At 60.9% G+C, this 22,262-nt stretch carries 22 protein-coding genes; 6 read left to right on the top strand and 16 right to left on the bottom strand.

All coding sequences use genetic code 11. The features are described from left to right. Positions 1-131: 131 nt before the first annotated feature. Entirely contained in the window at positions 132-620 is a 489-nt protein-coding gene (rraA, locus tag L1073_RS15395) for a ribonuclease E activity regulator RraA (protein ID WP_246900690.1), read from the top strand. A gap of 74 nt (positions 621-694) precedes the next feature. Beyond that, complete coding sequence (locus tag L1073_RS15390) at positions 695-2,509, top strand: glycerophosphodiester phosphodiesterase (protein ID WP_246900688.1); 1,815 nt, start codon at positions 695-697, stop codon at positions 2,507-2,509. A gap of 115 nt (positions 2,510-2,624) precedes the next feature. Here L1073_RS15390 and ppsA read toward each other — a convergent pair whose 3' ends face one another. After that, positions 2,625-5,015 carry a phosphoenolpyruvate synthase gene (gene ppsA, locus L1073_RS15385; protein ID WP_246900686.1) on the bottom strand — a complete coding sequence of 797 codons (2,391 nt, stop codon included), beginning with the start codon at positions 5,013-5,015 and terminating at the stop codon, positions 2,625-2,627. A gap of 266 nt (positions 5,016-5,281) precedes the next feature. Here ppsA and ppsR point away from each other — a divergent pair, with 266 nt between their 5' ends. Continuing rightward, positions 5,282-6,115, top strand: a complete 834-nt coding sequence (gene ppsR / locus L1073_RS15380; RefSeq protein ID WP_246900684.1) for a posphoenolpyruvate synthetase regulatory kinase/phosphorylase PpsR — start codon at positions 5,282-5,284, stop codon at positions 6,113-6,115. 6 nt (positions 6,116-6,121) lie between these two features. On the opposite strand, the gene L1073_RS15375 is transcribed toward ppsR, so the two are convergent. The 6 genes from L1073_RS15375 to L1073_RS15350 form a co-directional block, all read right to left on the bottom strand. Next, on the bottom strand, positions 6,122-7,228 hold the full coding sequence (locus L1073_RS15375; protein ID WP_246900682.1) for an enoyl-CoA hydratase/isomerase family protein: 1,107 nt from the start codon (positions 7,226-7,228) through the stop codon (positions 6,122-6,124). A 79-nt stretch (positions 7,229-7,307) separates the two neighbouring features. Continuing rightward, positions 7,308-7,886 carry a hypoxanthine-guanine phosphoribosyltransferase gene (locus L1073_RS15370; RefSeq protein WP_246900680.1) on the bottom strand — a complete coding sequence of 193 codons (579 nt, stop codon included), beginning with the start codon at positions 7,884-7,886 and terminating at the stop codon, positions 7,308-7,310. Next, positions 7,879-9,198 carry a mechanosensitive ion channel family protein gene (locus L1073_RS15365; protein WP_246900679.1) on the bottom strand — a complete coding sequence of 440 codons (1,320 nt, stop codon included), beginning with the start codon at positions 9,196-9,198 and terminating at the stop codon, positions 7,879-7,881. The genes L1073_RS15370 and L1073_RS15365 overlap by 8 nt, the downstream gene beginning before the upstream one ends. 51 nt (positions 9,199-9,249) lie before the next feature. Next, positions 9,250-10,272: a beta-N-acetylhexosaminidase gene (nagZ, locus tag L1073_RS15360; protein ID WP_246900677.1), complete on the bottom strand. Its 1,023-nt coding sequence runs from the start codon at positions 10,270-10,272 to the stop codon at positions 9,250-9,252. A gap of 83 nt (positions 10,273-10,355) precedes the next feature. Beyond that, a complete protein-coding gene (locus tag L1073_RS15355; protein WP_246900697.1) occupies positions 10,356-10,874 on the bottom strand; it encodes a L,D-transpeptidase in 519 nt (172 codons plus the stop codon). Continuing rightward, on the bottom strand, positions 10,874-11,533 hold the full coding sequence (locus L1073_RS15350) for a TetR/AcrR family transcriptional regulator (RefSeq protein WP_246900675.1): 660 nt from the start codon (positions 11,531-11,533) through the stop codon (positions 10,874-10,876). Before L1073_RS15350 ends, L1073_RS15355 begins: the two co-directional genes overlap by 1 nt. Before the next feature lie 194 nt (positions 11,534-11,727). Between L1073_RS15350 and lexA the strand changes: the two genes are divergently transcribed. Next, positions 11,728-12,366, top strand: a complete 639-nt coding sequence (gene lexA / locus L1073_RS15345; RefSeq protein ID WP_246900672.1) for a transcriptional repressor LexA — start codon at positions 11,728-11,730, stop codon at positions 12,364-12,366. 18 nt (positions 12,367-12,384) lie between these two features. Continuing rightward, positions 12,385-13,431, top strand: a complete 1,047-nt coding sequence (gene dinB, locus L1073_RS15340) for a DNA polymerase IV (protein WP_246900670.1) — start codon at positions 12,385-12,387, stop codon at positions 13,429-13,431. A gap of 7 nt (positions 13,432-13,438) precedes the next feature. Here the strand turns inward: dinB and purU are convergent, their stop codons facing one another. Next, complete coding sequence (purU, locus tag L1073_RS15335; protein WP_246900668.1) at positions 13,439-14,293, bottom strand: formyltetrahydrofolate deformylase; 855 nt, start codon at positions 14,291-14,293, stop codon at positions 13,439-13,441. Positions 14,294-14,463: 170 nt separating this feature from the next. Between purU and L1073_RS15330 the strand changes: the two genes are divergently transcribed. Then, positions 14,464-16,146, top strand: coding sequence for a ribonuclease J (locus tag L1073_RS15330; RefSeq protein WP_246900666.1), 1,683 nt, complete (start codon positions 14,464-14,466; stop codon positions 16,144-16,146). Between the two features lie 59 nt (positions 16,147-16,205). Here L1073_RS15330 and L1073_RS15325 read toward each other — a convergent pair whose 3' ends face one another. The 8 genes from L1073_RS15325 to L1073_RS15290 form a co-directional block, all read right to left on the bottom strand. Then, positions 16,206-16,502, bottom strand: a complete 297-nt coding sequence (locus L1073_RS15325; protein WP_097022882.1) for an H-NS family histone-like protein — start codon at positions 16,500-16,502, stop codon at positions 16,206-16,208. 177 nt (positions 16,503-16,679) lie between these two features. Next, positions 16,680-17,669, bottom strand: coding sequence for a GTP 3',8-cyclase MoaA (moaA, locus tag L1073_RS15320; RefSeq protein ID WP_246900664.1), 990 nt, complete (start codon positions 17,667-17,669; stop codon positions 16,680-16,682). Continuing rightward, a complete protein-coding gene (moaE, locus tag L1073_RS15315; protein ID WP_246900662.1) occupies positions 17,666-18,124 on the bottom strand; it encodes a molybdopterin synthase catalytic subunit MoaE in 459 nt (152 codons plus the stop codon). Before moaE ends, moaA begins: the two co-directional genes overlap by 4 nt. 10 nt (positions 18,125-18,134) lie before the next feature. After that, positions 18,135-18,914, bottom strand: coding sequence for a cyclic pyranopterin monophosphate synthase MoaC (gene moaC / locus L1073_RS15310; protein WP_246900660.1), 780 nt, complete (start codon positions 18,912-18,914; stop codon positions 18,135-18,137). Continuing rightward, complete coding sequence (locus L1073_RS15305) at positions 18,911-20,182, bottom strand: bifunctional molybdopterin-guanine dinucleotide biosynthesis adaptor protein MobB/molybdopterin molybdotransferase MoeA (RefSeq protein ID WP_246900658.1); 1,272 nt, start codon at positions 20,180-20,182, stop codon at positions 18,911-18,913. Before L1073_RS15305 ends, moaC begins: the two co-directional genes overlap by 4 nt. Continuing rightward, the gene (mobB, locus tag L1073_RS15300; protein ID WP_246900656.1) at positions 20,179-20,745 is read right to left on the bottom strand and encodes a molybdopterin-guanine dinucleotide biosynthesis protein B; all 567 of its coding nucleotides are present in this window, start codon (positions 20,743-20,745) and stop codon (positions 20,179-20,181) included. Before mobB ends, L1073_RS15305 begins: the two co-directional genes overlap by 4 nt. 145 nt (positions 20,746-20,890) lie before the next feature. Continuing rightward, positions 20,891-21,490 (bottom strand): molybdenum cofactor guanylyltransferase MobA, encoded by a 600-nt coding sequence (mobA, locus tag L1073_RS15295; protein ID WP_246900654.1) that lies wholly within the window; start codon positions 21,488-21,490, stop codon positions 20,891-20,893. Between the two features lie 96 nt (positions 21,491-21,586). Beyond that, positions 21,587-22,252: an ABC transporter ATP-binding protein gene (locus tag L1073_RS15290; RefSeq protein WP_246900652.1), complete on the bottom strand. Its 666-nt coding sequence runs from the start codon at positions 22,250-22,252 to the stop codon at positions 21,587-21,589. Between the last annotated feature and the right edge of the window lie 10 nt (positions 22,253-22,262).

The raw sequence follows: 22,262 nt of genomic DNA, 5'->3' as shown, positions 1-22,262 counted from the left end.
CGCCGGGCCTTGCCCGGCGTCTTTCTGTCATTTTGCTAGCTCTTCTCACCCCAAGGCCGCAATGGCGCGATGCTCAAGGCATGGCATGATGGCATCTGTTTCAGTGAATGCCGCACAGGCGAGGAGACAGCATGCCCACTATCATCACCCCCGATATCTGTGACGCCTATCCCGACGTCAAGGTGATCGAACCATCGCTGGCCAATGTCGGTGGACACGACGCCTTCTACGGGCCGGTGCGCACGGTCAAGTGCTTCGAGGACAACTCCCGCGTCAAAGAAGCGGTCAACGAATCCGGCGATGGCGCCGTCCTGGTCGTCGACGGCGGCGGCTCCTGGCGTTGCGCGCTGCTGGGCGACATGCTGGCGGCCAAGGCCGTCGACAATGGCTGGGCCGGCATCATCGTCTATGGTTGCGTGCGCGATGTCGACATCCTCAACGAGACCCCGATCGGTATTCAGGCGCTCGGCACGCACCCCCGCAAGAGCGAGAAACGTGGCGAGGGACAGCGCGATATTCCCGTCACCTTCGGCGGCGTGACGATCGCACCGGGACATTGGCTTTACGCCGATAACAACGGCATCGTGATTGCCCATGAGGCGTTAACGCTAGACGACTGATGGCGCAGTCATTTGCCTGCAGCGAGCGACGATGCGAGCCTTGCAACATCCGGATAGGAAACGAAGGAGTTGTCATGCTCGCCACCCGCACGTTGCTGGGTGACATTGCGACCCAATTGCGCGCTCAGGGACGAGCGCTACTGGTTTTTCATCTATTCTTCACTGTCCTCGCTACGGCCGTATTGGTGCCGTTGACGACCTGGACTTTGACCAGCCTACTGCATGCCTTTCATCGTCCCGCGCTCAGCAATGCCCAGATTGCCGATATGGCGCTTTCCCCGTTGGGTCTTGCCTGGGGGCTGGTGGCGCTGGGCCTGAGTTTTCTGCTGATTTTCCTGCAGCAAAGCGGCATGATGCGGTTGGTCGCCACGCCTGGTCCAGGACGCTACCGGGCAACGATGCACACGCTGTGGCAAATCGGTCGTCGCTTTCCGGATATCGCCGGGCTCACCTTCCTTCAGGTCGGCGCCCACTTGCTGCTCGTTGCCCCTTTCGCGTTGCTGATCGGCTATTGCTACGATACTTTGCTTGGCGATGCCGAGCTGTACGTCGTAATGCGCATGAAACCTCCGGCCTTGTGGTATTTCGCCATGCTCGGCGGCGGCCTCGCACTCATCGCACTATGGCTGCAAGCACTGCTTTATGCGCGCTGGTTCCTGGCGCTACCCGCCCTGGTGCTGGACCGACTTTCACCTATCCAGGCGCTGACACGCAGCCGTGAGCTGACACGGGGGCGACACGCGCACATCACGGCACTGGCGCTGGCATTCGCCTTGGGGGTCGCCGCGCTGCCGGTTCTATTCAGCATCCTGTTCAATAGTCTGGCATCGCCGCTGATCAGCCACCTCCCGGATCGCATCTCGTTGCTGATTCCTGTCATGCTGGTCTACGTGACGGCCTATACGCTGTCGATCATCGCCGTGACCTTTCTGGGGGTCGTGGCCAATAGCCTGCTGGTGGCCAATCTCTATCGACGCTTGGGGGGCGGCATGCTTGGCGTCGCGGACGCGCCGGCGCCCCAGAAACCGGGCTGGTGGGCCTGGACCGCCGAGGCCGTCTTGCTGCTCTTCGCGCTGCTCCAAGCGGGATGGGTGCTGAGCGACTTCCAACTGCGCGACGATGTCACCGTCACCGCCCATCGCGGCAGTTCGATGGCGGCACCAGAAAACACCCTGGCAGCGATGCGTCAGGCCATTCAGGAAGGCGCCGACTACCTGGAGCTGGATGTCAGGCTGCTGCGCGACGGCAATGTCGTCCTCTCTCACGACCGAACGCTGGAACGCCTCACCGGCCAGGCACTGAATGTCAACGACCTGACGCTAGAAGAAACACGCGATATCGATATCGGCAGTTGGTTCGGTGCTGACTTTTCCGATGAACGCTTGGCAACGCTCGATCAGGTGATCGGCCTGGCACACGGCAAGTCGCGCCTGTACGTCGAGCTCAAGCCCACACCCGGCAACGAGCAGGCGCTCATCGAAGCGGTCGTCGAGCGTTTGCGGCGTTACGGCATCGCCGACAGCGCAGTGATCGCCTCGCTATCGCCGACGGTAATACGTGACGTCGAGGAATACGCCCCCGACATCGATACCACGCTGTTCGTCCAATTCCTGCTGCCGGGCGCCCTGGCTTCAACCCCGGCAGACATCATCGGCCTGCGGCACACTCGCGCCGATGCTGGCACTGTCAGCATGGTGCATGACAGCGGCCGCGAATTGCACGTCTGGACCGTCAACGGCGCTCGAGACATGTCGCGCTACATCGACATGGGGGTCGACAATATCATCACCGATCGACCCGCGACGCTGATCGACTTGCTCACCGAACGCGCCACCCTCAGCGATGGCGAATTATTGCTGGTCAAATTGCGCAACTGGTTACATCAGTGAATGGAGCTAATAGAAGCAAGCGCCCACCCGCAACATATGCACCGTCTCCGAAAAAGGGCGCACCTCTCGGCGCGCCCTTCCATTTTCCAAGAGCAATTTTCGAGAAGCAGCCGATTCAGCCGACTTTTTCACCGGCCAGCATGAACCAGGTTTCGAGCACCGCATCGGGATTCAATGACACCGAATCGATGCCCTGCTCCATCAGCCATTTCGCGAGCTCGGGGTGATCCGACGGTCCCTGACCGCAGATGCCGACATATTTGCCCTGTGCCCGGCACGCCTGGATGGCCATCGCCAACAGTTTCTTGACCGCCGGATTACGCTCGTCGAAGAGATGCGCCACGATGCCCGAGTCGCGATCCAGCCCCAGCGTCAACTGGGTCAGATCATTGGAGCCGATGGAGAAGCCATCGAAATGCTCCAGGAACTCGTCAGCCAAGAGCGCATTGGCCGGCAATTCGCACATCATGATGATCTTCAGGCCCTGGCCCTGGGAGGATGAAGAAGCGCCTCGCTTGAGCCCATTGGCTTCCATCAGGGAGACGACCTCACGCCCTTCTTCCGGCGTTCTCACGAAAGGCACCATGATCTCGATGTTATCGAGCCCCATGACATCGCGAACCCGCTTCAAGGCGCGGCACTCCAGCTCGAAGCACGGGCGGAACGTCTCGGAGATATAGCGCGAGGCGCCGCGGAACCCGAGCATCGGGTTCTCTTCACCGGGCTCGTAAAGCTTGCCGCCGATGAGATTCTCGTATTCGTTGGACTTGAAATCGGAGAGCCGCACGATGACGCGCTTGGGATAGAATGCCGCCGCCAGGGTGGAAATACCCTCCACCAACCGGTCGACGTAAAAACTGACCGGGTCATCGTACCCGGCGGTACGCAGATCGATGGTCTGCTGCAGATCGGCGGGTAGCGTGGCGTAATCGATCAATGCCTTGGGATGCACGCCGATCATGCGATTGATGATGAACTCCAGGCGTGCCAGCCCGACGCCCGCATTGGGCAAGCTGGAAAAGCCAAAGGCACGATCAGGATTACCGACATTCATCATGATATCGAAAGGCAACGCCGGCATATTGTCGACCGTCGTGGTCTGACAATCGTAATCCAGCAGGCCATCGTAGACATGGCCGGTATCGCCTTCGGCACAAGAGACCGTCACCTCGCGGCCATCGGCAAGCGCCTGGGTAGCATCGCCACAACCCACCACGGCGGGGATGCCCAGTTCACGCGCGATGATCGCCGCATGGCACGTACGCCCACCTCGGTTGGTGACGATCGCCGAGGCGCGCTTCATGATCGGCTCCCAATCGGGATCGGTCATGTCGGTCACCAGTACATCACCGTCATACACCTTATCCATCTGCTCGGGACTGGCCACGACTTTGACCGCGCCCTGGCCGATGCGCTGACCGATGGCGCGACCATCTACCAGTACACGGCTTTTCTCCTTGAGCTGAAAGCGCTCAAGCTTGCCGCCTTCCACGTTGGAGACCACGGTTTCAGGGCGTGCCTGAACGATGTACAGCTTGCCATCGTCGCCATCGCGCGCCCATTCGATATCCATCGGGCGTCCATAGTGCTCCTCGATGGTCACCGCTTGCCGAGCCAACGCCATGACCTCGTCGTCGCCGAGACAGAAGCGCTGGCGATCGACATGCGGCACATCCACGGTCTTCACCGAGCGGCCAGCGGTACTTTCCTCGCTATAGACCATCTTGATCAGCTTGGAGCCCAGTGTCCGTCGCAGCACGGCCGGACGCCCCGCCGCCAGCGTCGGCTTGTGCACATAGAATTCATCGGGGTTGACCGCACCCTGGACGACCGTCTCGCCCAACCCCCAGGACCCCGTCACGAACACGGCATCGCGGTACCCGGATTCGGTGTCGAGCGTGAACATCACGCCACTGGCCGCCGTTTCGGAACGCACCATCTTCTGCACGCCAGCAGAAAGCGCCACGTTCTCGTGCGGATAGCCACGATGCACACGGTAGGCAATGGCACGGTCGTTGAACAGTGACGCGAAGACCTCGTGAACGGCGCGCTTGACGTTGTCGAAGCCTTCAATATTGAGGAAGGTTTCCTGCTGTCCCGCGAACGACGCGTCGGGTAGATCCTCCGCCGTCGCGGAAGAACGTACCGCTGCCTTGAGATACGGATGCTTGTCCTGCAATTGGCCATAGGCCTCGGCCAGGACCCGCTCGAAAGCCGGCGGCAGTGGCGTATCGATGACCCACTGACGAATCCGCGCCCCTGTCTCGGCCAGCGCCGTGACATCGTCGACATCCAGGCGCGCTAACGCCTCGTTGATGCGCTCGTTGAGGCCCTCGTGCGCGAGGAATTCACGATAGGCGACGGCGGTGGTGGCAAACCCACCCGGAACCGTAACGCCGGCATCCGCGAGGTTGGAGATCATTTCCCCGAGCGACGCGTTCTTGCCGCCCACCCGTTCGACATCATCCATGCCAAGCTGATCGAACCAAACGATATACTCTTCCAAGAGAACCCCCTCGAGTCAGGACGGTGGCGATGACGACGTCGTCACAGCCATTACCGCGCTGGGCGCGGCGGATGCTCGTACCCTATCAAGGGGGCCTGCTATTCGCCATTGGTCTAATAGCGAAGGGGGTGGAGTATTTTTACAACAACACGGTATTTTCGAGGATTCTTGTAGTCACCGTGTCCAGCGCGACGAACCCCTATTTGCGCTTGCCAGAAAGGGGCCAGAGAATAGACATATCATTTTCATCATGTTTGGACATTGCCATGCCCCGCACCGCTTACTTCATCTCCGATGGTACCGGCATTACCGCAGAAACCCTGGGCCGCAGCCTGCTCGCCCAATTCGAAGGCATCGAGCTCGATCTCGTGGTCAAGCCCTATATCGATACCTTGGAAAAAGCCCATGACCTGGCAGCCATCATTGCCCAGACCGCCGACCGCGACGGCACCCGCCCCATCGTAATCGATACCATCGTCGATCAGTCGATCCGTACCATCATCGCCGACGCGCCAGGTTTCAAGGTGGATATCTTCTCGACCTTCCTGGCCCCTCTCGAGGAAGAGCTGGCCACTCACTCGACCTACACAGTGGGGCGCACCCATGCCATCGGTCGCGACGATGTCTACATGCACCGTATCGACGCCGTGCATTTCGCCCTCGACAACGACGATGGCGCGCGCACGCACCAATACGATCAGGCCGATGTCATCCTGGTCGGCGTCTCGCGTTGCGGCAAGACGCCCACCTCGCTCTATCTGGCGCTGCAATTCGGCATTCGTGCCGCCAACTATCCCCTGACCGAGGACGACCTGGACGAAGACGGCATTCTGAGCATGCCCAAGGCATTGGCGCCCTATCGCCACAAGCTATTCGCCTTGACCATCGACCCACGCCGACTCGCGGCAATTCGCAGCGAGCGTCGCCCCAATAGTCGTTATTGCTCAATGGATCAATGCATGCAGGAGCTACAGCAGGCCGAAGCCCTGTTTCGCCACTATCATATCCCCTACATCGACACCACACGCTTCTCCATCGAGGAGATCTCCACGCGCATGATCGCCGAAACCAGCCTGACACGCCGTTTCAGCCCGCGCTAAACGGACTCACAGATCCGCCAGTGGATGCGTCTCGGCATCCCACAGCGGCATGAAAAAGCCATCGATGTAGCTCGCAGGCACACTGGCGACATCCTTGTAGGCCCATTGCGGCGCCCGGTCCTTGTCGATCAACAGCGCGCGAATGCCCTCGGCGAGCTCGGTATGCCGACAGCATTGCACCGACAGCATCAGCTCATCGCGAAACGTCTCCGCCAAGCTGCCATGTCGGTGCCGACACAGCATGCGCCACACCAAGTGCGCCGTGGCAGGACAACCCGCCGCCAGACGCGCACGATTGGCGGCCAGCCAGGCATCCTCACGAGGGTCGTCGAGGATCCGACGTATTACCTGCGTGATATCCGCCGCATCACAGAGAGACTGCAGATGATCGAGACGCGGCATCACCTCGGCCTGCGGCGCCAGCGCCCGGGTCTCAAAGCCGCGCAGGACCTCCCTGACCGCTTGGTGAGGGTAGCGATAATCGGCACTCTCCAAGGCCTTGAGCACGTCTTGGCGCGCCTCACTGGCGATGACGCGATCCGCCAGCCCCAGTTCGAGGGCATCGCGCGCATTGAGCTGGGCACCCGTCACGCCCACGTAAAGCCCTACCCCTGCCGGCATACGCTGAAAAAACCAACTGGCGCCGACATCGGGATATAGACCGATACTGATTTCCGGCATGGCCAGGCGGCTGGTCTCGGTGACGATACGCTGATCGGCGGCGACCAAGAGCCCCAGGCCACCGCCCATAGCGACGCCATCGCCCCAGATGATGAGCGGTTTGGGATAATGATGCAGGCAATGATCGAGGCGATACTCGGCCTCGAAGTAAGCCTGAGCAGCCTTTCCCTCGTCCCCGAACGACTGCGTCATGGCGCGGTACAAGGCGACCACATCGCCGCCCGCGCAGAATGCCTTGTCGCCCGCGCCTTGCAGCCACACCGCGTGCACCGATACATCGTCCGCCCAGGCGTCGAGCTTGGCATGCAGCGAGGTGATCATCGCCAGTGACAAGGCATTGAGACTGCCGGGTGCATTCAGCGTGATGACGCCGAGGCGTCCGCCGTCACGCGTGGGCCACTCCTCGAAGATTATCTCGGATTCCGTCGTCACCATCCCTCACCTTCTGTTGCGAAAAGACGCTGCAAGCCAGCGCTTCATGCGTACGGCTTCATTATGGCAGAGCGCTGACTCACATACCGCGCGGCGCAAAGATCCCCGGCGCATTGCGCCAGTAGCCCTTGTAGTCCATACCGAAGCCGAACACATAGCGGTCGACGACCTCGAGGCTGCAATAATCCGCCTGGAGATCCGGCACGGCCTTACGGTCGTGACGCTTATCGACCAGTACCGCCGTCGCAATACTCGCCGCGCCCGCCCGACGACAATAGTCCAGAATCGCCGCCAGCGTCGTGCCTTCATCGAGGATATCGTCGACGATCACCACATGGCGATCGGCCATGGGAATCTCGGGTGAAACGCGCCAGAAAAGCTCGCCTCCACGCACACCGCCGCGATAGCGCGTCGCATGTAGATAATCCACTTCCAGCGGGAAGCCGAGCCGCGTCAGTAGATGCCCGGTGGTGATCAGGCCGCCGTTCATCACGCAGTAGAAAACTGGCAGCTTGTCACCCAGGTCTTGGGTGATCTCTTCCGCCATACGGTCGAGCGCACGCTCGACTTCCTGCTGCGAAATGAGGCAATCGGCATGCGCCATGACATCGCGCATGGTCGCCAGGGATTCCTGGCAAACGGGAGTAGATTTAGGCATCGGATTCCTGGTCGTGATCCTGGGAAGCTTCATTCACTTCGCCTCGTCCGGCATTGCGCGAACGCTGGCGAGACGATGTATAGGGCGCCTCGCGGTCGGGCGCCGCTTGCGAGTGGGGGTTTCCGGATGTCGCGTTCTGATCGTCACCGGCATCGGCATCATTATCATCATTGCCGGCCTCGTTCTGCACACTATCACCGCTCGTCTCGTCGGTGATCGCCACCGGGCCGGCAATATGCAATTCGGAGGCCGGCAACGCCAGACGTGCCTCATGCTCGCGAACGATATCGTAGACACGTAGCAGAATGTCCTGCTTCATCGACTGGAATTCGGCCCAGTCAGTGGTCTTGGCAAAGGCATACACGATCAACTCCAGCGCATGCTCACCATAGCTCTGGAAGTACACCAGAGTTTGCTCATCGGTATCCACGTCATCATGCGCATCGAGCATTGAGCGGATTGCCTTGACGATGTCAGACACACGCTCGATATCGGTATAACGCACCCGGATGGTTTCGTATAGGCGCCGATTCCACATGCGTGAAGGATTCTCGAGCACCAGGCTGCTGAAGGCGGAGTTGGGGATATAGATCGGACGTGACGCGAAGGTGCGGATGCGCGTCAAGCGCCAGCCGATATCTTCCACGACCCCTTCGATATCGCGATCTGGAGATTTGATCCAGTCGCCGACGCGAAACGGCTTGTCCAGGTGAATCATTAATCCACCCAAGAAATTGGCCAGCATATCTTTGGCGGCGAAGCCGATGATCAGCCCGCCAGCCCCACCGAAGGCGGCCACCCCCGAGGGCGAGACACCCAAGCTCGTGAGAATCAACAACCCGATGATGACGACGACCACCGCGCCCAATATCTTGGCCACGGCCGATGCCGTATCGGCATCCATGGACTTGCCACGATGCCCCGCTGGCGGAAACACCAGGCGTTTTTCGAGAAGCTTCACGGCCCTGAGCCCCGCCCAGGCCAGCAAGAGCAACGTAATGACGGCGCGCGCCTGGGTCAGATGCCCCTCCGCCCACTCGATCTCCCAGTGATAACGAACGACGGTCAGGCAGAGAGTGACACCCATCAGCCAGATCCAGAGGCGCAACGGGCGTCGCAGTGCCTTGATCAGGATGTCCGCCCAACGATTGTTGGTCTTCTCCAATAACGGCCCGAGACGCCAGATGACGACCCAGCTCACCAGGTCGACGATCAGCGTCAGGGCGATGACCAAACCAATCGCCGCCACCCACAGCGGCATGCCGAGAGTGGTTTGAACCCAATCCATCACGGGAGAAAAAAATTCAAACACGAGGATCCTTCCTTTTAGTACAGGTAACTACGCCGATAGCCCGTGGCGAGATTAGTGCGTGGGCTGTTCCGAAAGTGCCTCGAGACGGGCATGCGCACGACGCCAACGCGCCAACGCCGGCAGCGTTTCAAGCTCGGGGCGGGCCCGGCCGTAGCGCAATTTACCGAGACGCTTGGAGGCATGCCCGGCCGCCACATCGAGTACTTCGAGTGCTGCAGAACGATCGTTACACACCAGTACCATGTCACACCCCGCCGCCCAGGCGGCCTCGGCACGCGCCGAGGGCGACCCAGCCACGTGCGCGCCGGCCATGCTCAGGTCATCGGAAAACACCACGCCTTTGAAGGAGAGTTCCTCGCGCAACATGCCAAGCCAGGGAGGAGAAAAGCCCGCCGGGCGCGAATCGAACGCGGTATACACCACATGCGCCGGCATCACGGCATCCAGCTTGCCGGAGAGCGCCTTGAAGGGAATCAGATCGTGCCCACGCAGCTCCGCTAGCGAGCGCGTGTCCTCGGGTAAGGCATGGTGCGAGTCGAGACTGACGCCGCCATGCCCGGGGAAGTGCTTGCCCACGGCGATCATGCCGGCCTCGTGCAACCCATCGATGAAGGCTTCGCCAAGCACCGTGACGATTTCAGGATCGGCGGAAAAGCTACGATCACCGATAGCCGGCGAATGCTGATCGTCGACATCGAGCACCGGGGCGAAGGTAATATCGAAACCGCAGGCCGCCATCTCCATGCCCAACAGCCAGCCGGCTTCATGGACCAAGGCGCGCGCCGTATCGGGGGTCTCGGCATACCCGGCAGCCAGCGTCGCCATGGACGGCAACCGCGTCACGCCATCACGCAGGCGCTGAACACGCCCGCCTTCCTGGTCGATCGCCAGCAACACATCGGGACGCACGTCGCGAATCGCCCGCGTCAATGCGCGTACTTGCTCGGCATCCTGCGTATTGCGCTGGAAGAGGATTACCCCACCGATCTCGGGGCGTGCCAGAAGATGACGTTCGTCGTCGCTGAGTTGATTACTTTCGATGTCCAGCATGACCGGGCCGAGAGGTTGGGTCATGGTCGCGCTCCTGGAAAATGGAGGAAGGATTCTAGGCGGTGAACGGCATGACGTCGAGCGCAGCCCGTTGTGTAAATACCCTCTCAGTCATGCAGCCAGACCGGGGTGCCGGCCGTTGCTGCGTCGCACACGACCAGCAACGCTTCATCGCGCAACCGTATGCAGCCATGCGAGGCCGGCGTCCCCATCGGCTCCTCGGCGGGCGTGCCATGGAGGTATATATAGCGGCGCTGGCTATCGACATCGCCCCCGCGGTTGACGCCTCGCTCCAAGCCACACAACCACAGGATACGCGTCAATATCCAATCTCGCTCAGGGTGAGTACGGGCCAGTTCGGGCGAAAACACCTCGCCGGTGGGGCGCCGTCCGCGAAAGACACTGCCGGGTGGCAGGCCATTACCGATAACTGCGCGCACGTAATGCCAGCCCACAGGCGTTTGCCCGCTGCCCTCGTGCTGCCCGATACCGTGAGCGCCCGAGGAAATCGCGAACGTCTCGCGGCACGCGTCGCCTTCACGGATCGTCAGCGATTGCGTTCCGAGATCGATGTCCAGCCAGACATCCCGCTCGGGGGGCAGATGGGCGAGTTGTGGCGTTCGCATCATCCCGCCACCTTGAGCGCATCATCGGGCAATGGCGCCTGCATGCCGGCCACGACCACCGGGCGCAGACGCCGAATCAAATCGCGCACGCTGACATGCTCGTGATAATCCTTGTCGGCGATATCGCGCAAGGCATCGAGACCCGACAACGTGAAGATCACCGTGCCCAGCATGAAGTGTAACCGCCAGAAGCGTTCCGCCTCGGGCAGTTCCGGCGTGGCACGACGCACCAGGTCGCTGAAGCGCGAGAACACATTGCCATAGTGCTCCTGGATGTAACGGCGCAAGTGGCCCTGGGCCTGGGTATAGGCGAGCCCCAGCAAGCGCATGAACACCTTGAGGCTATTGCGCTCGGCGGGGACTTCCAACACCGTGCGCGCCAGCGTCTCCAACAACACCTCGAGGGGAATGGCCTCGTCCCGGTATTGCACCTCGAGCTCATCCAGGGCTTGGTGAAAGCGCTCGGAAAAGGGATCGAGATAGCGCGCGAAGACCGCCTGAATGAGCGCCTTCTTGGAACCGAAATGGTAATTGACGGCTGCCAGATTGACCTTGGCCTTGCTGGTGATGGTACGCAGCGAGGTCTCGGCGAACCCCCGCTCGGCAAACAGGACCTCAGCGGTATCGAGAATGCGCGTCACTGTATCTGTCTGAGCCATGGGGCGCCCCGCGTGGAATAAACGGATGTTTAAAACATTCCGATTCTAAGCCTTGTCGTCGATAACGACAAATCCCCCACGTTTGAAACGCCATGCCCCTGTGAGAATGACGACGCGAATGGTTGCACCACGCCCAAGACTGGATACAATCACATACTGTATGCTTGAACACGTCAGTGCCTGCTGGAGGCCCCATGTCACGCTCGTTAACTTCGCGCCAGCAACACGTCTTCGATTTTATCGTCAAGACAATGAATGAGCTTGGCTATCCGCCGACGCGCGCCGAAATTGCCCGGGCCTTGGGCTTTCGCTCGCCGAATGCCGCCGAGGAACATCTTCGCGCGCTCGATCGCAAGGGCGTCATTCGCATGATCCCCGGCACCTCACGCGGCATCCGTCTCACCGGGGAGGACGATAGCGCTTCGGCCAACGCCGACGGCCTGCCGGTCGTGGGTGAGGTCGCCGCCGGTAGCCCAATCCTCGCCGCGGCACACATCGACCGGCACTGCCCTCTCGCACCCGACTATTTCACCCCTCGCGCCGATTATCTGCTGCGCGTTCGCGGGCTCTCGATGAAGAATGCCGGCATTCTCGATGGCGACCTGCTCGCCGTGCATCGCACTCAACAGATCCGCGATGGTCAGATCGTCGTCGCCCGCCTGGAAGACGATGTCACCGTCAAGCGCTTCAAGCGTCAAGGCCATCATGTCTGGCTGCTCGCCGAAAACGAGGATTTTTCACCCATCGAGGTCGATCTACGCCACCAGGAACTCGAAATCGAAGGTCTCGGCGTCGGCGTGATTCGTGGCGGTGGCGGTAACGGCCTGCACTGAGCCGACACGCCGTTCATCATGCGCAAGATCCTTCACGCCGATTGTGACTGCTTTTATGCCGCCGTGGAAATGCGCGACGATCCAGCGTTACGTGACATTCCCCTGGCGATCGGCGGCAGTCCCGAAACGCGTGGCGTCGTCGCCACTTGCAATTACCCCGCGCGCGCCTTCGGCATCCATTCGGCGATGCCCATGGCGCGCGCCATGCGCTTATGTCCGCATTTGACACGGCTCTCCCCGGACTTCGACAAGTACCGCGCTGTTTCGGCGCGCATCCAGGCGCTGTTCCATGAATTGACGTCACTGGTGGAGCCCCTATCCCTCGACGAGGCGTATCTGGATGTCAGTGAGGTCACACGCTTTCAGGGGAGCGCGACCTGGATGGCCAAGTGGCTCAAGCAGGAGGCGCTGGCACGCACGGGTATCGTCATCTCGGTGGGCGCGGCACCCAGCAAGTTTATCGCCAAGCTGGCCAGCGACTGGGATAAACCGGATGGGTTATGCGTCATCGCGCCGGACGAAGTCGAGCCTTTTCTCCTCGCCTTGCCCGTCAAGCAACTGCACGGCGTCGGCCCGGCAACGGCGGCCAAGCTCGAAGACCTAGGCATCGTCACCTGCCGCGACCTGCGTGAATGGCCACTCGAATCTCTGGTCGAGCGCTTCGGCAAGTTCGGACGTCGACTATTCGAGCTGGCGCGAGGTATCGACGAACGCCCGGTACAGATCGAGCGTGAACGCAAGTCCGTCAGCGTGGAGACGACCTATCATCGCGACCTGCCCGACCTGGCAAGCTGTCACGACGCCCTCACGCCGCTCATCGAGCGCTTGACAGCGCGCCTGACACGGCACGGCACACCGGCCATTCACAAGCTGTTCGTCAAGGTTCGCTTCGATGACTTCAGCAGCACGACCCTGGAAACCACGGGTCGCGAAGCGCTGGCCACACGCTTTCAAGCCTTGCTGGACGGCGCCTGGGCACGCGGCGAGCGTCCCGTGCGCCTACTCGGGGTCGGCGTACGCCTGACGCCCGAGGCGCAGCGCCGTCAGATGACACTTTTCGACTGATCTAGCTTCAAGCGAAGACGACCGTCTTGTTGCCATGAATCAAGACCCGATCCTGCAGATGCCAACGCAACCCGCGCGCTAGCACGGCTTTTTCGACGTCACGCCCCAGACGCACCAGATCATCGGCGGTATGGCAGTGCGTCACGCGCTGAATGTCCTGCTCGATGATGGGACCCGCGTCGAGCTCTTCGGTGACATAGTGACACGTCGCGCCAATCAGCTTGACCCCGCGCGCGTAGGCCTGATGATAGGGCTTGGCACCGGCGAACGAGGGCAGGAAACTGTGGTGGATATTGATGATACGCCCCGCGTATCGCTGGCACAGATTGGGCGGCAGAATCTGCATGTAGCGCGCCAGCACCACCGTATCCGCCCGCGCCTCTTCGACCAGCGCCTCGACCTGGGCGAATGCCGCCGCCTTGTCGTTCGCATCGACCGGCACATGATGAAACGGAATGCCATGCCATTCGACCAACGCTCGCAGCGCTTCATGATTGGAGATCACACAGGGAATCTCGCAATCGAGTTCACCCGCGGTCCAGCGATACAGCAGATCGACCAGGCAATGCGACGCACGCGAGGCCATCAGGACAACGCGCTTGGGCTTAGCGGTATCGCTCAGTGCCCAGTCCATCGAGAACTCACTGGCAATGGTGGAAAAGTCGTCGCGCATCGCATCGATACTCAGCGGCAACGACTCGGCCTTGATCTCGTAGCGCATGAAAAAGCGCCCGGTGGCCAAGTCCGAGTGCTGATTGGCCTCGGTGATCCAGCCTCCGTGACCGGCAATATAACTGGATACACGGGAAACGATGCCCACGCGGTCGGGGCACGAGACGATAAGACGATATGAATGGGACATGCGCGCTACCATCAATCCTGAAATGAAGCGGCGATTGGCACCCTTTTGAGAGGGCGCGTCTCACCAGAGGGCGCCTATTGTAGCGAATTCGATCACTACAAGAAGCCTCGATTGTGGCCGCGCCGGGGCATCCCGTATAGTAATGGGTATCTTCACGTTAAGGGATAACGATGTCCCAACCACGCATCCAGATACGCCCCCGCCGCAAGCCTCCTCTTCAGATACTGCCCCTCGGCGGCTGTGGTGAGATCGGCATGAATTTCACCCTTTATGGGCACCTTGATCACTGGATCGTGGTCGACTGCGGCATGATGATTCGCCAGGATCTTCCGCAGGCGCCTTTACAAGTCCCCAATGTCGACCTCTTGCCTTCTCTGGATATCGTCCCTCAGGCGATCCTCGTGACGCACGGGCATGAAGATCACATCGGCGCGATTGCCTGGCTGTGGCCACGCTGGCAGTGCCCAATTCATGCGACGCCACTGGCCGCCGGTTTGTTGCGCCTACGCTTCGCCGAGCAGCACCTGCCCACCGATGCGATTCACGTCATCACGCCCGGCGAGGCCACGCAAAGCGGCCCTTTCGATATACGCTTTTTGCCGCTACCGCACTCGATTCCTGAAAGCTGTGCACTGCTATTGGCGACCCCGACACACCGGATCCTGCACACCGGCGACTGGAAGCTCGATCCCGAGCCCTTGATCGGTGATCCCGTATCCCCACAGCGTTTCCAGGCACTGGCGCCTATCGATCTGGTCGTCGGCGATTCCACCAATGCCCCCGTCGCCGGTCATTCACGCAGCGAAGGCGACGTCGCGCGTGCCCTCGAGACGACGATCGGCGCCTGCCCCGGCCGCGTGATCGTCAGCTGCTTTGCCAGCAATCTGGCGCGTATCCTGGCACTGGGCCGTGCCGCCAAGGCCTGCGGACGCCGCGTCAGCCTCATGGGGCGTTCGATGGAGCGCATGGTGAATGTCGCCCGAGGGCTTGGCTATCTCGAGGACTTCCCCTCGCTGGTCCCCGTTCGCGACCTTGGCTATTTACCGCCCGAAGAGGTACTGGTCATTGCTACCGGCAGCCAGGGAGAACCACGTTCGGCACTCTCGCGCCTGGCCCAGGGGCAGCACCCCGATTTCGAACTCCAGCCCGGCGACAGTGTGATTTTCTCGGCCAAGGCGATCCCGGGGAACGAATTGCTGATCGAGCGATTACAGGCTGGACTCAAGCGCGCCCACGTCACCCTTTACGATGAACGCAATCATCCCGAGCTACATGCCTCGGGGCATCCCGCACAGGAAGAATTGCAGCGTCTTTATGGGTGGCTAGCCCCCAAACGCTTGCTACCCGTGCATGGCGAATTCCAGCACCAACAAGCGCATCGTCTTCTGGCGGAATCGCTGGGCATCGAGGTGTCCTGGATCCCGCGCAACGGCGATATGCTCCACGTCGATAACGAGGGGCTGAGCTGCCTTGCGCGCCACTCACTGGCACCGCATATCGTCACCCAGAACCGCATTCATCCCCTGGAAGGGTTGCACGCTCCCGCCATGTCGGGCATGCATCGCCGCAGCGGCATCTTGAGTTTGACGCTTCCGGTCATTCGTCAGGCATCGGGATGGGCACGCGTGGGGCGCTTATTGTGGGATACGAGTCACGACCTGGCACTGGACGACACTGCCCTCGCCGATTGGCTCGACGACCAGTTGGCCATGCATGAGGCGGACACCATCGCCACGTTACGCCAACAATTACACGCCCCTTTGATGCATTGGCTCGACACGCACCTGCGTCATCTACCCGACGTCCACCTGCATATCATGGCCGCAGAAGAGACATCGCCTCTCGAATCATGATCCAGTATTAAAAAACGGACCCTGAGGTCCGTTTTATCGTTTACGCGTACGCGTGACACTTACTGCTTGCGTTCCTTGTCTTTCTTCGGTGGCCGCCCGCGACGCTTGCGGGGCTGCTCGGACATCAAGTCGTCCAAAGAAAGACCGGCATCGCTCATCGCTTCACGAATTTCTGCCAACTTCCGCTCTTTGGCAGCTTCTTCGGCTTGGCGCTTATGATCTTCCTGCTGCTTCTGTTCGATCACTTCACCGATGACTTCCGACAGCTTGTGGAGCTGCTCCATGCTGAGCTGTCGCGCGGCAGCGCGAGCCACGTTTTTATTTCGCGCAATGCGCTCCAGAGTATCAGTGGACATTCGCCTCCTCCATTTAAAATAACCAACCTGCAGCATAACGCCTTGGCGTTTCTGAAAAGTATATGACTCGAACTTGGTTTAGCAAGAAAATAATGTACTCAAGCCAAGTCAAAACTTCACGCCTTTATGGTTGGGAGACGCATTACGCTACCGCGAAGGAAGCACATGCGCAAAACATTATCCGCCCGTCATATTCATGAAGCGCACGATATCGACATCACCATCCGTACGGAAATGATGGCGCTCGGGTTTCAATGGCATAGCCTCGACGATGCGCTGCTTGAGACGCTCCATATCACCGGGATAACGCCTCAGTACCTCACGTAGATCGACCGAATGCTCATTGCCGAGGCAGAGTAGCAAACGCCCTTCTACCGTGACCCTGACGCGGTTACAGGTATCGCAGAAATTATGGCTATGCGGTGAAATGAAACCGACGCGCGAATCGCTATCCGGCATCCGGAAATAACGCGACGGCCCCAGGGTATTTTCAGTGGTCGGCAACAACGCATAACGCGAAGCAATAGCCGCGTGGACATCATCGCTGGAATAAAAGGTTTCTTCGCGCGAATGATCGGATACATCGCCCAGCGGCATTTCCTCGATAAAGCTGATATCCACGCCTTCGCGACGCGCGAAGTCGACCAAATCGAGCACTTCATCGTCGTTACGCCCCTTGAGCACCACGGCATTGAGCTTGATACGCTCGAATCCGGCATCCCGTGCGGCACGAATACCGGCGATGACATTCTCGAGATCGCCGGTGCGAGTCAAACTGCGAAAGCGCTCGGGATCGAGTGAATCAATGCTGATATTGAGACGCTGCATACCGCCTTCGCGCAGTGCCTTGGCATGCTTGACCAATCCCGCGCCGTTGGTGGTCATGGCAAAGTCCTTGAGGCCAGGTAACGCGCCGACACGCGACACCAGGTCATCGATGCCACGCCGCACCAGAGGCTCTCCGCCGGTCAAACGGATCTTTTCTACGCCCAGTTCGACGAACGCACGTGCTACCTGCTCGATCTCCTCGAGCGTCAATATCTGTGCGCGCGGCAAAAACGTCATGTCCTCGCTCATACAGTAGACGCAGCGAAAGTCGCAGCGGTCCGTCACCGAAATACGCACATAGCGAATCCGGCGCTGAAAGTTGTCGATCAGCTCGGTCATGCTTCCTCCCAACGGGCCGCGTCCCGCGCGTCACTATCACGCGCCGAGACCCAATACGTCCCGCTTGCAGTGTGTTCTTTCTTCCAGAATGGCGCACGTGTCTTGAGGTAGTCCATAAGAAAATCGCACGCATCGAATGCCGCACGGCGATGGGCACTCGCGACCATGACCATGACGATAGGGTCGCTCGGCGACAAGCGGCCGACACGATGCACGATGCGTATCCCATCGAGCGGCCAGCGCGTCGTCGCCTGCTCGGCAATGTCACGCAGCGCCGCCTCGGTCATGCCGGGGTAGTGCTCCAGCGACAGGGCCTGCACGTCCGGGCGTTCATTGAAATCGCGCACCAGGCCGGTGAAGGTCACCACGGCGCCGATATCATGACGCCCCGCCAACAATTGGCGTTGCTCTTCGCCCACATCGAAGACCGGGGACTGCACACGCACATCGATCATGATTGCCTCCTCATCCACCGGTGACCGGCGGAAAAAACGCCACTTCATCCCCATCGGAGAGCGACGTTTCCTCATGCGCCATGGCGTGGTTGACGGCACACAGAATGCGCGCGGCCGACAAGGCCGCGAAGCGAGAATCCTGCGCCTGCAGCGCAGTCTTGAGACTGGCGACATCGAGGCTTTCCAGCGCAGCGACCGGCACTTCCACTTCTTCAATATCCAATCGCTCGCGCAATTCGGCGAGAAACTTGACGTGTATGGCGGCGACGGCGGCGGAAGGTGATTCGGGTGCCTCGCGGCTCATGGTCACGTCCTCGGAGGCGCGATGCCACTCACCGGACTTGCCGCCCGTCTTGTGTTCCAGACGCACGCCTTCGATCGTCATGTCCTTGTCGACCGCCTTGCACATATCGTAGAGGGTCAGGCACGCGACCGAGACGGCGGTCAGCGCTTCCATTTCCACACCGGTGCGGCCCGCCAGACGGCAACGCGATTCGACATGCACGCAGGATGCCGCTTCATCGAGGCGAAAATCGACACTCACCTTGGACAACAGCAACGCATGGCACAGGGGAATCAATTCATGCGTGCGCTTGGCGGCCTGAATACCGGCGATGCGTGCCGTGGCCAGCACATCGCCCTTGGGCAAGCCGCCCTCGTCCAGCAATGCCAGTGTTTCCGGGCGCATGATGATGCGTCCGCTGGCCACGGCCTCGCGCTGCGTTTCGGCCTTATCGCCGACATCCACCATGTGGGCTTCGCCACGTGCATTGAGATGGGTCAAACTCATGTCAGGTCACCGAACGGTTGTATCGTCACCGGCGCACCCGCCTCGACGGCGGCACATCCGTCACCGATTTCGATAAGGCAATTGGCCGTCACCATCGAGCTGAGAATGCCCGATCCTTGACGGCCCGTGGTATGCACCCACAGTTGGCCGGCCTCATCGCAGGTATAGACACCGCGATGATAATCGACGCGTCCCTCGCGGCTTTTCAATGGCTCGGTGGCCAGCGCCGTGAGACGTGACGGTTGCCAGTCATGTTCACCCTGCATGCGCCGCAACATCGGCTGCACGAATTGCAGGAAGGTCACCATGACCGCCACGGGGTTGCCGGGAAGTCCGAAGAAAGGCACCGCCACACCGTCCGTTTGATGGATACGTCCGAACGCCAAGGGTCTTCCGGGGCGCATGGCGATTCGCCATAGCCCCAGCTCGCCGATGGCCGTCAGCGCGGGCTTGACCCAGTCGGCCTGACCGACCGAGACGCCCCCGCTAGTCACTACCATATCCACCTCACGGGCCGCTGCCGCAAGAGAGGCACGCATGCTGGCGAGATCGTCCTGGAGAATGCCCAGGTCGATGACGTCGCAGCCCAAGCGGTTCAGCAGGCCCTGCAACGAAAAACGGTTGGTATCGTAGATGCCGGCGGGCGGCAGCGCCTCGCCCGGCGCCGTGACTTCATCGCCGGTGGAAAAAACCGCCACGCGCAGCGGACGAAACACCTCGATCTCCGCGTACCCCAGCGAGGCCAGCAGTCCCAAGTGCTGCGGCCGCAAGCGTGTCCCAGCACTCAAGGCACGTTGGCCGCGCGCGATATCTTCGCCGGCCTGGCGCACATTCTGCCCACGCCGCACCCGCTCGGACCGTTCGATACGCACACGCTCTGGGCTACCGGCATCGACGAGCTGCTCGCTCATGATGACAGTATCCGCGCCAGCGGGTAGCGGTGCCCCGGTGGTGATGCGTACCGCCTGGCCCGGCGCCAACGCTGTCGTCAGCCGCGTACCCGCCAGAACATCGCCGACCACATCCACGCGCATATCGCCTGCCGGCACGTCGTCGGGCCAAGCCAGTGCGATGCCGTCCATGGCGGCATTGGTATTCTGCGGCACGTCGATCGGCGAGATAGCATCCTCCGCTAGTACTCGATCGCAAGCCGCCGCCAGTCTGACCCGATGCGTGGCAACCGGCAGTGGCGTCATCGCCGCCAGGGCCTCGAGCGTTTCATCGACGCCGAGCATGCGCTCGCCTAGCTCAAAACAGGATAAGGTCATGATGTCCCCCGGGGACCACGACGCATCTCGGGCCAGCGTTGCGGCCAGGCCTGTAGCCAGTCGATCAGAGCGTCATGATCGTCCATCGGCAAGCGCTCGACACCGTTCGGCAGCGCGATATCATCGGGCGTCGCCACCGCACGTATCCAAGGGTCATCGGTCGCCATCAGCGGCTTTTCCACTGCCTGACGATGCAGCTCCAGCTTGGGCAGAGGCCACGCCTTGAAGCCTTCGACCAGAATCAGATCCGGCGCCAGGGGCAGGACATGGGGAATCAGCGCCGCGAGATCGGCTTCCTCGCGTTCGGGCGTTTCCATCATCAAGGCAAAACGCTTGCCCGATGCCACCAGCATCGGCGTCGCACCGGCCTGACGCAGACGGTAGCTATCCTTGCCGGGGCGGTCGATATCGAAGGCGTGATGGGCATGCTTGATCACCGCTACTTGCATGCCTGCCTCGGCCAGCCTGGGCAACAGTGCCTCGAGCAACGTCGTCTTTCCGGTCCCACTCCAAGCGGCGATACCCAGCAGTGGCGTGTCTAGCGCCTCAAGCGATAACGTCATCGCGTCTCGTCGTCCTCATGCCAAATCGTCGAGGGAGAATCATTCGTGAGTAACAGGAGGCAACAAACATGCCGAGGAATCGCCGTTGAAACGAGGATGGATCACCTTGGCTCTCCGAAAATCGCACGGAAAGGCAATCGCCAAGTCACAATGACCCATTAGAGCGCCAGCGCCGCTCCATAACGTCACGGTCGTCGGGAGAGTTGAGATTGGCGAACGCCTCGGGCTGATCGGAAAAATCGACATGACACCACGGATGGCGCGCATACCAGCGATCTATCTTGCGCTCGCCATCGCGCAGTGCCGCGCCGAGATCGTCGCGTAGCGCGGTATCGATCAAGGCCACCACCGGATGCGCCCGCTGACCATCGTGTGCCACCGCGATACGCTGCTCACCGTGCCCATCCTGCAGACGCTTCACCAGATCGGTTGGCAGCGCCGGAGAATCGCAAGGCACGAACAATGCCCAAGGCGTCTCCACGGCACATAGCGCGCTCCACATACCCATGAGCGGCCCGTGATAGCCTGCCTCGCGGTCACTGATCAGCGGGTAGCCCAACGCCCGGTAGCGTTCCAGACTGCGATTGGCATTGATCGCGATGCGCCCGACCTGAGGCGCCAAACGCTTCACCACGTGCGCAATCAAGGGCTCACCCGCAAACGATTCCCAGCCTTTATCACGGCCGCCCATGCGGCGCCCTTCTCCTCCCGCCAATACCACGGCGGTTACTTCATCCTCGTGCATGCCTATCGCTCCCGCACTGGCTGTTACTTTTACCATCATACTCGGCTTCGACCCACACGCCGAGCTACTTACCAAGTGCGTACGACCATGACCGCGTCACACCGCTACTTCCTGCTTGAAGGCATTCACCTGCAGGCATCGTTGTTCGAGGCACCAGTACTCGTCGCAGCGCTCGGTCAACACGCTAGATTGATGGGCACTGAGCACGATGGCACAACCCGCCTCATGCAGCGACGAAATCAATGTACTGACATCGGCAATCGCCTGACGATCAAGGCTGGCGGTGGGTTCGTCGAGCAGCAACACGCGTGGCGACAATAGCCAGGCCCGTGCCAGTGCCAGTCGCATACGCTCACCACCGGACAGCGAGCGGGCCCGCTGCTGGGCATGGGCCGCCAGACCGCAGCGTTCCAGCATCGCCGCCACGCGGTCGCGTGCCGTGGTCCCACGCCAGCCGTTCCACCGAGCGACATAGCGCAGATTGCCAGCGACGCTGGTATCGAAGAGATAGGGTTGTTGATGCAGATAGAGTACACGCCCCGGACAAGGCGGCGAGGCAGGCATCGCTTCCGCCCACGTCCAGCGTATGGTGCCTTGGCGAGGCGTCTCCAAGCCCGCTAGCAAGCGCAGCAATGTGGTCTTGCCGCTGCCATTATCGCCGCGCAGGTGTACCAGCGTGTGTCCCTGCCATTGCAAGTAAGGTATCTCCCATAACGCCGGCTGGCGGCCGAAACCATGGGCAAGCTGGCTCACCTCGAGCATTAACATTCCC

This window comes from Chromohalobacter nigrandesensis, assembly GCF_023061285.1.
Classification (GTDB): domain Bacteria; phylum Pseudomonadota; class Gammaproteobacteria; order Pseudomonadales; family Halomonadaceae; genus Chromohalobacter; species Chromohalobacter nigrandesensis.
Note: the sequence above shows the minus strand (reverse complement) of the source record. Positions and strands in the feature narration are given on the sequence as shown.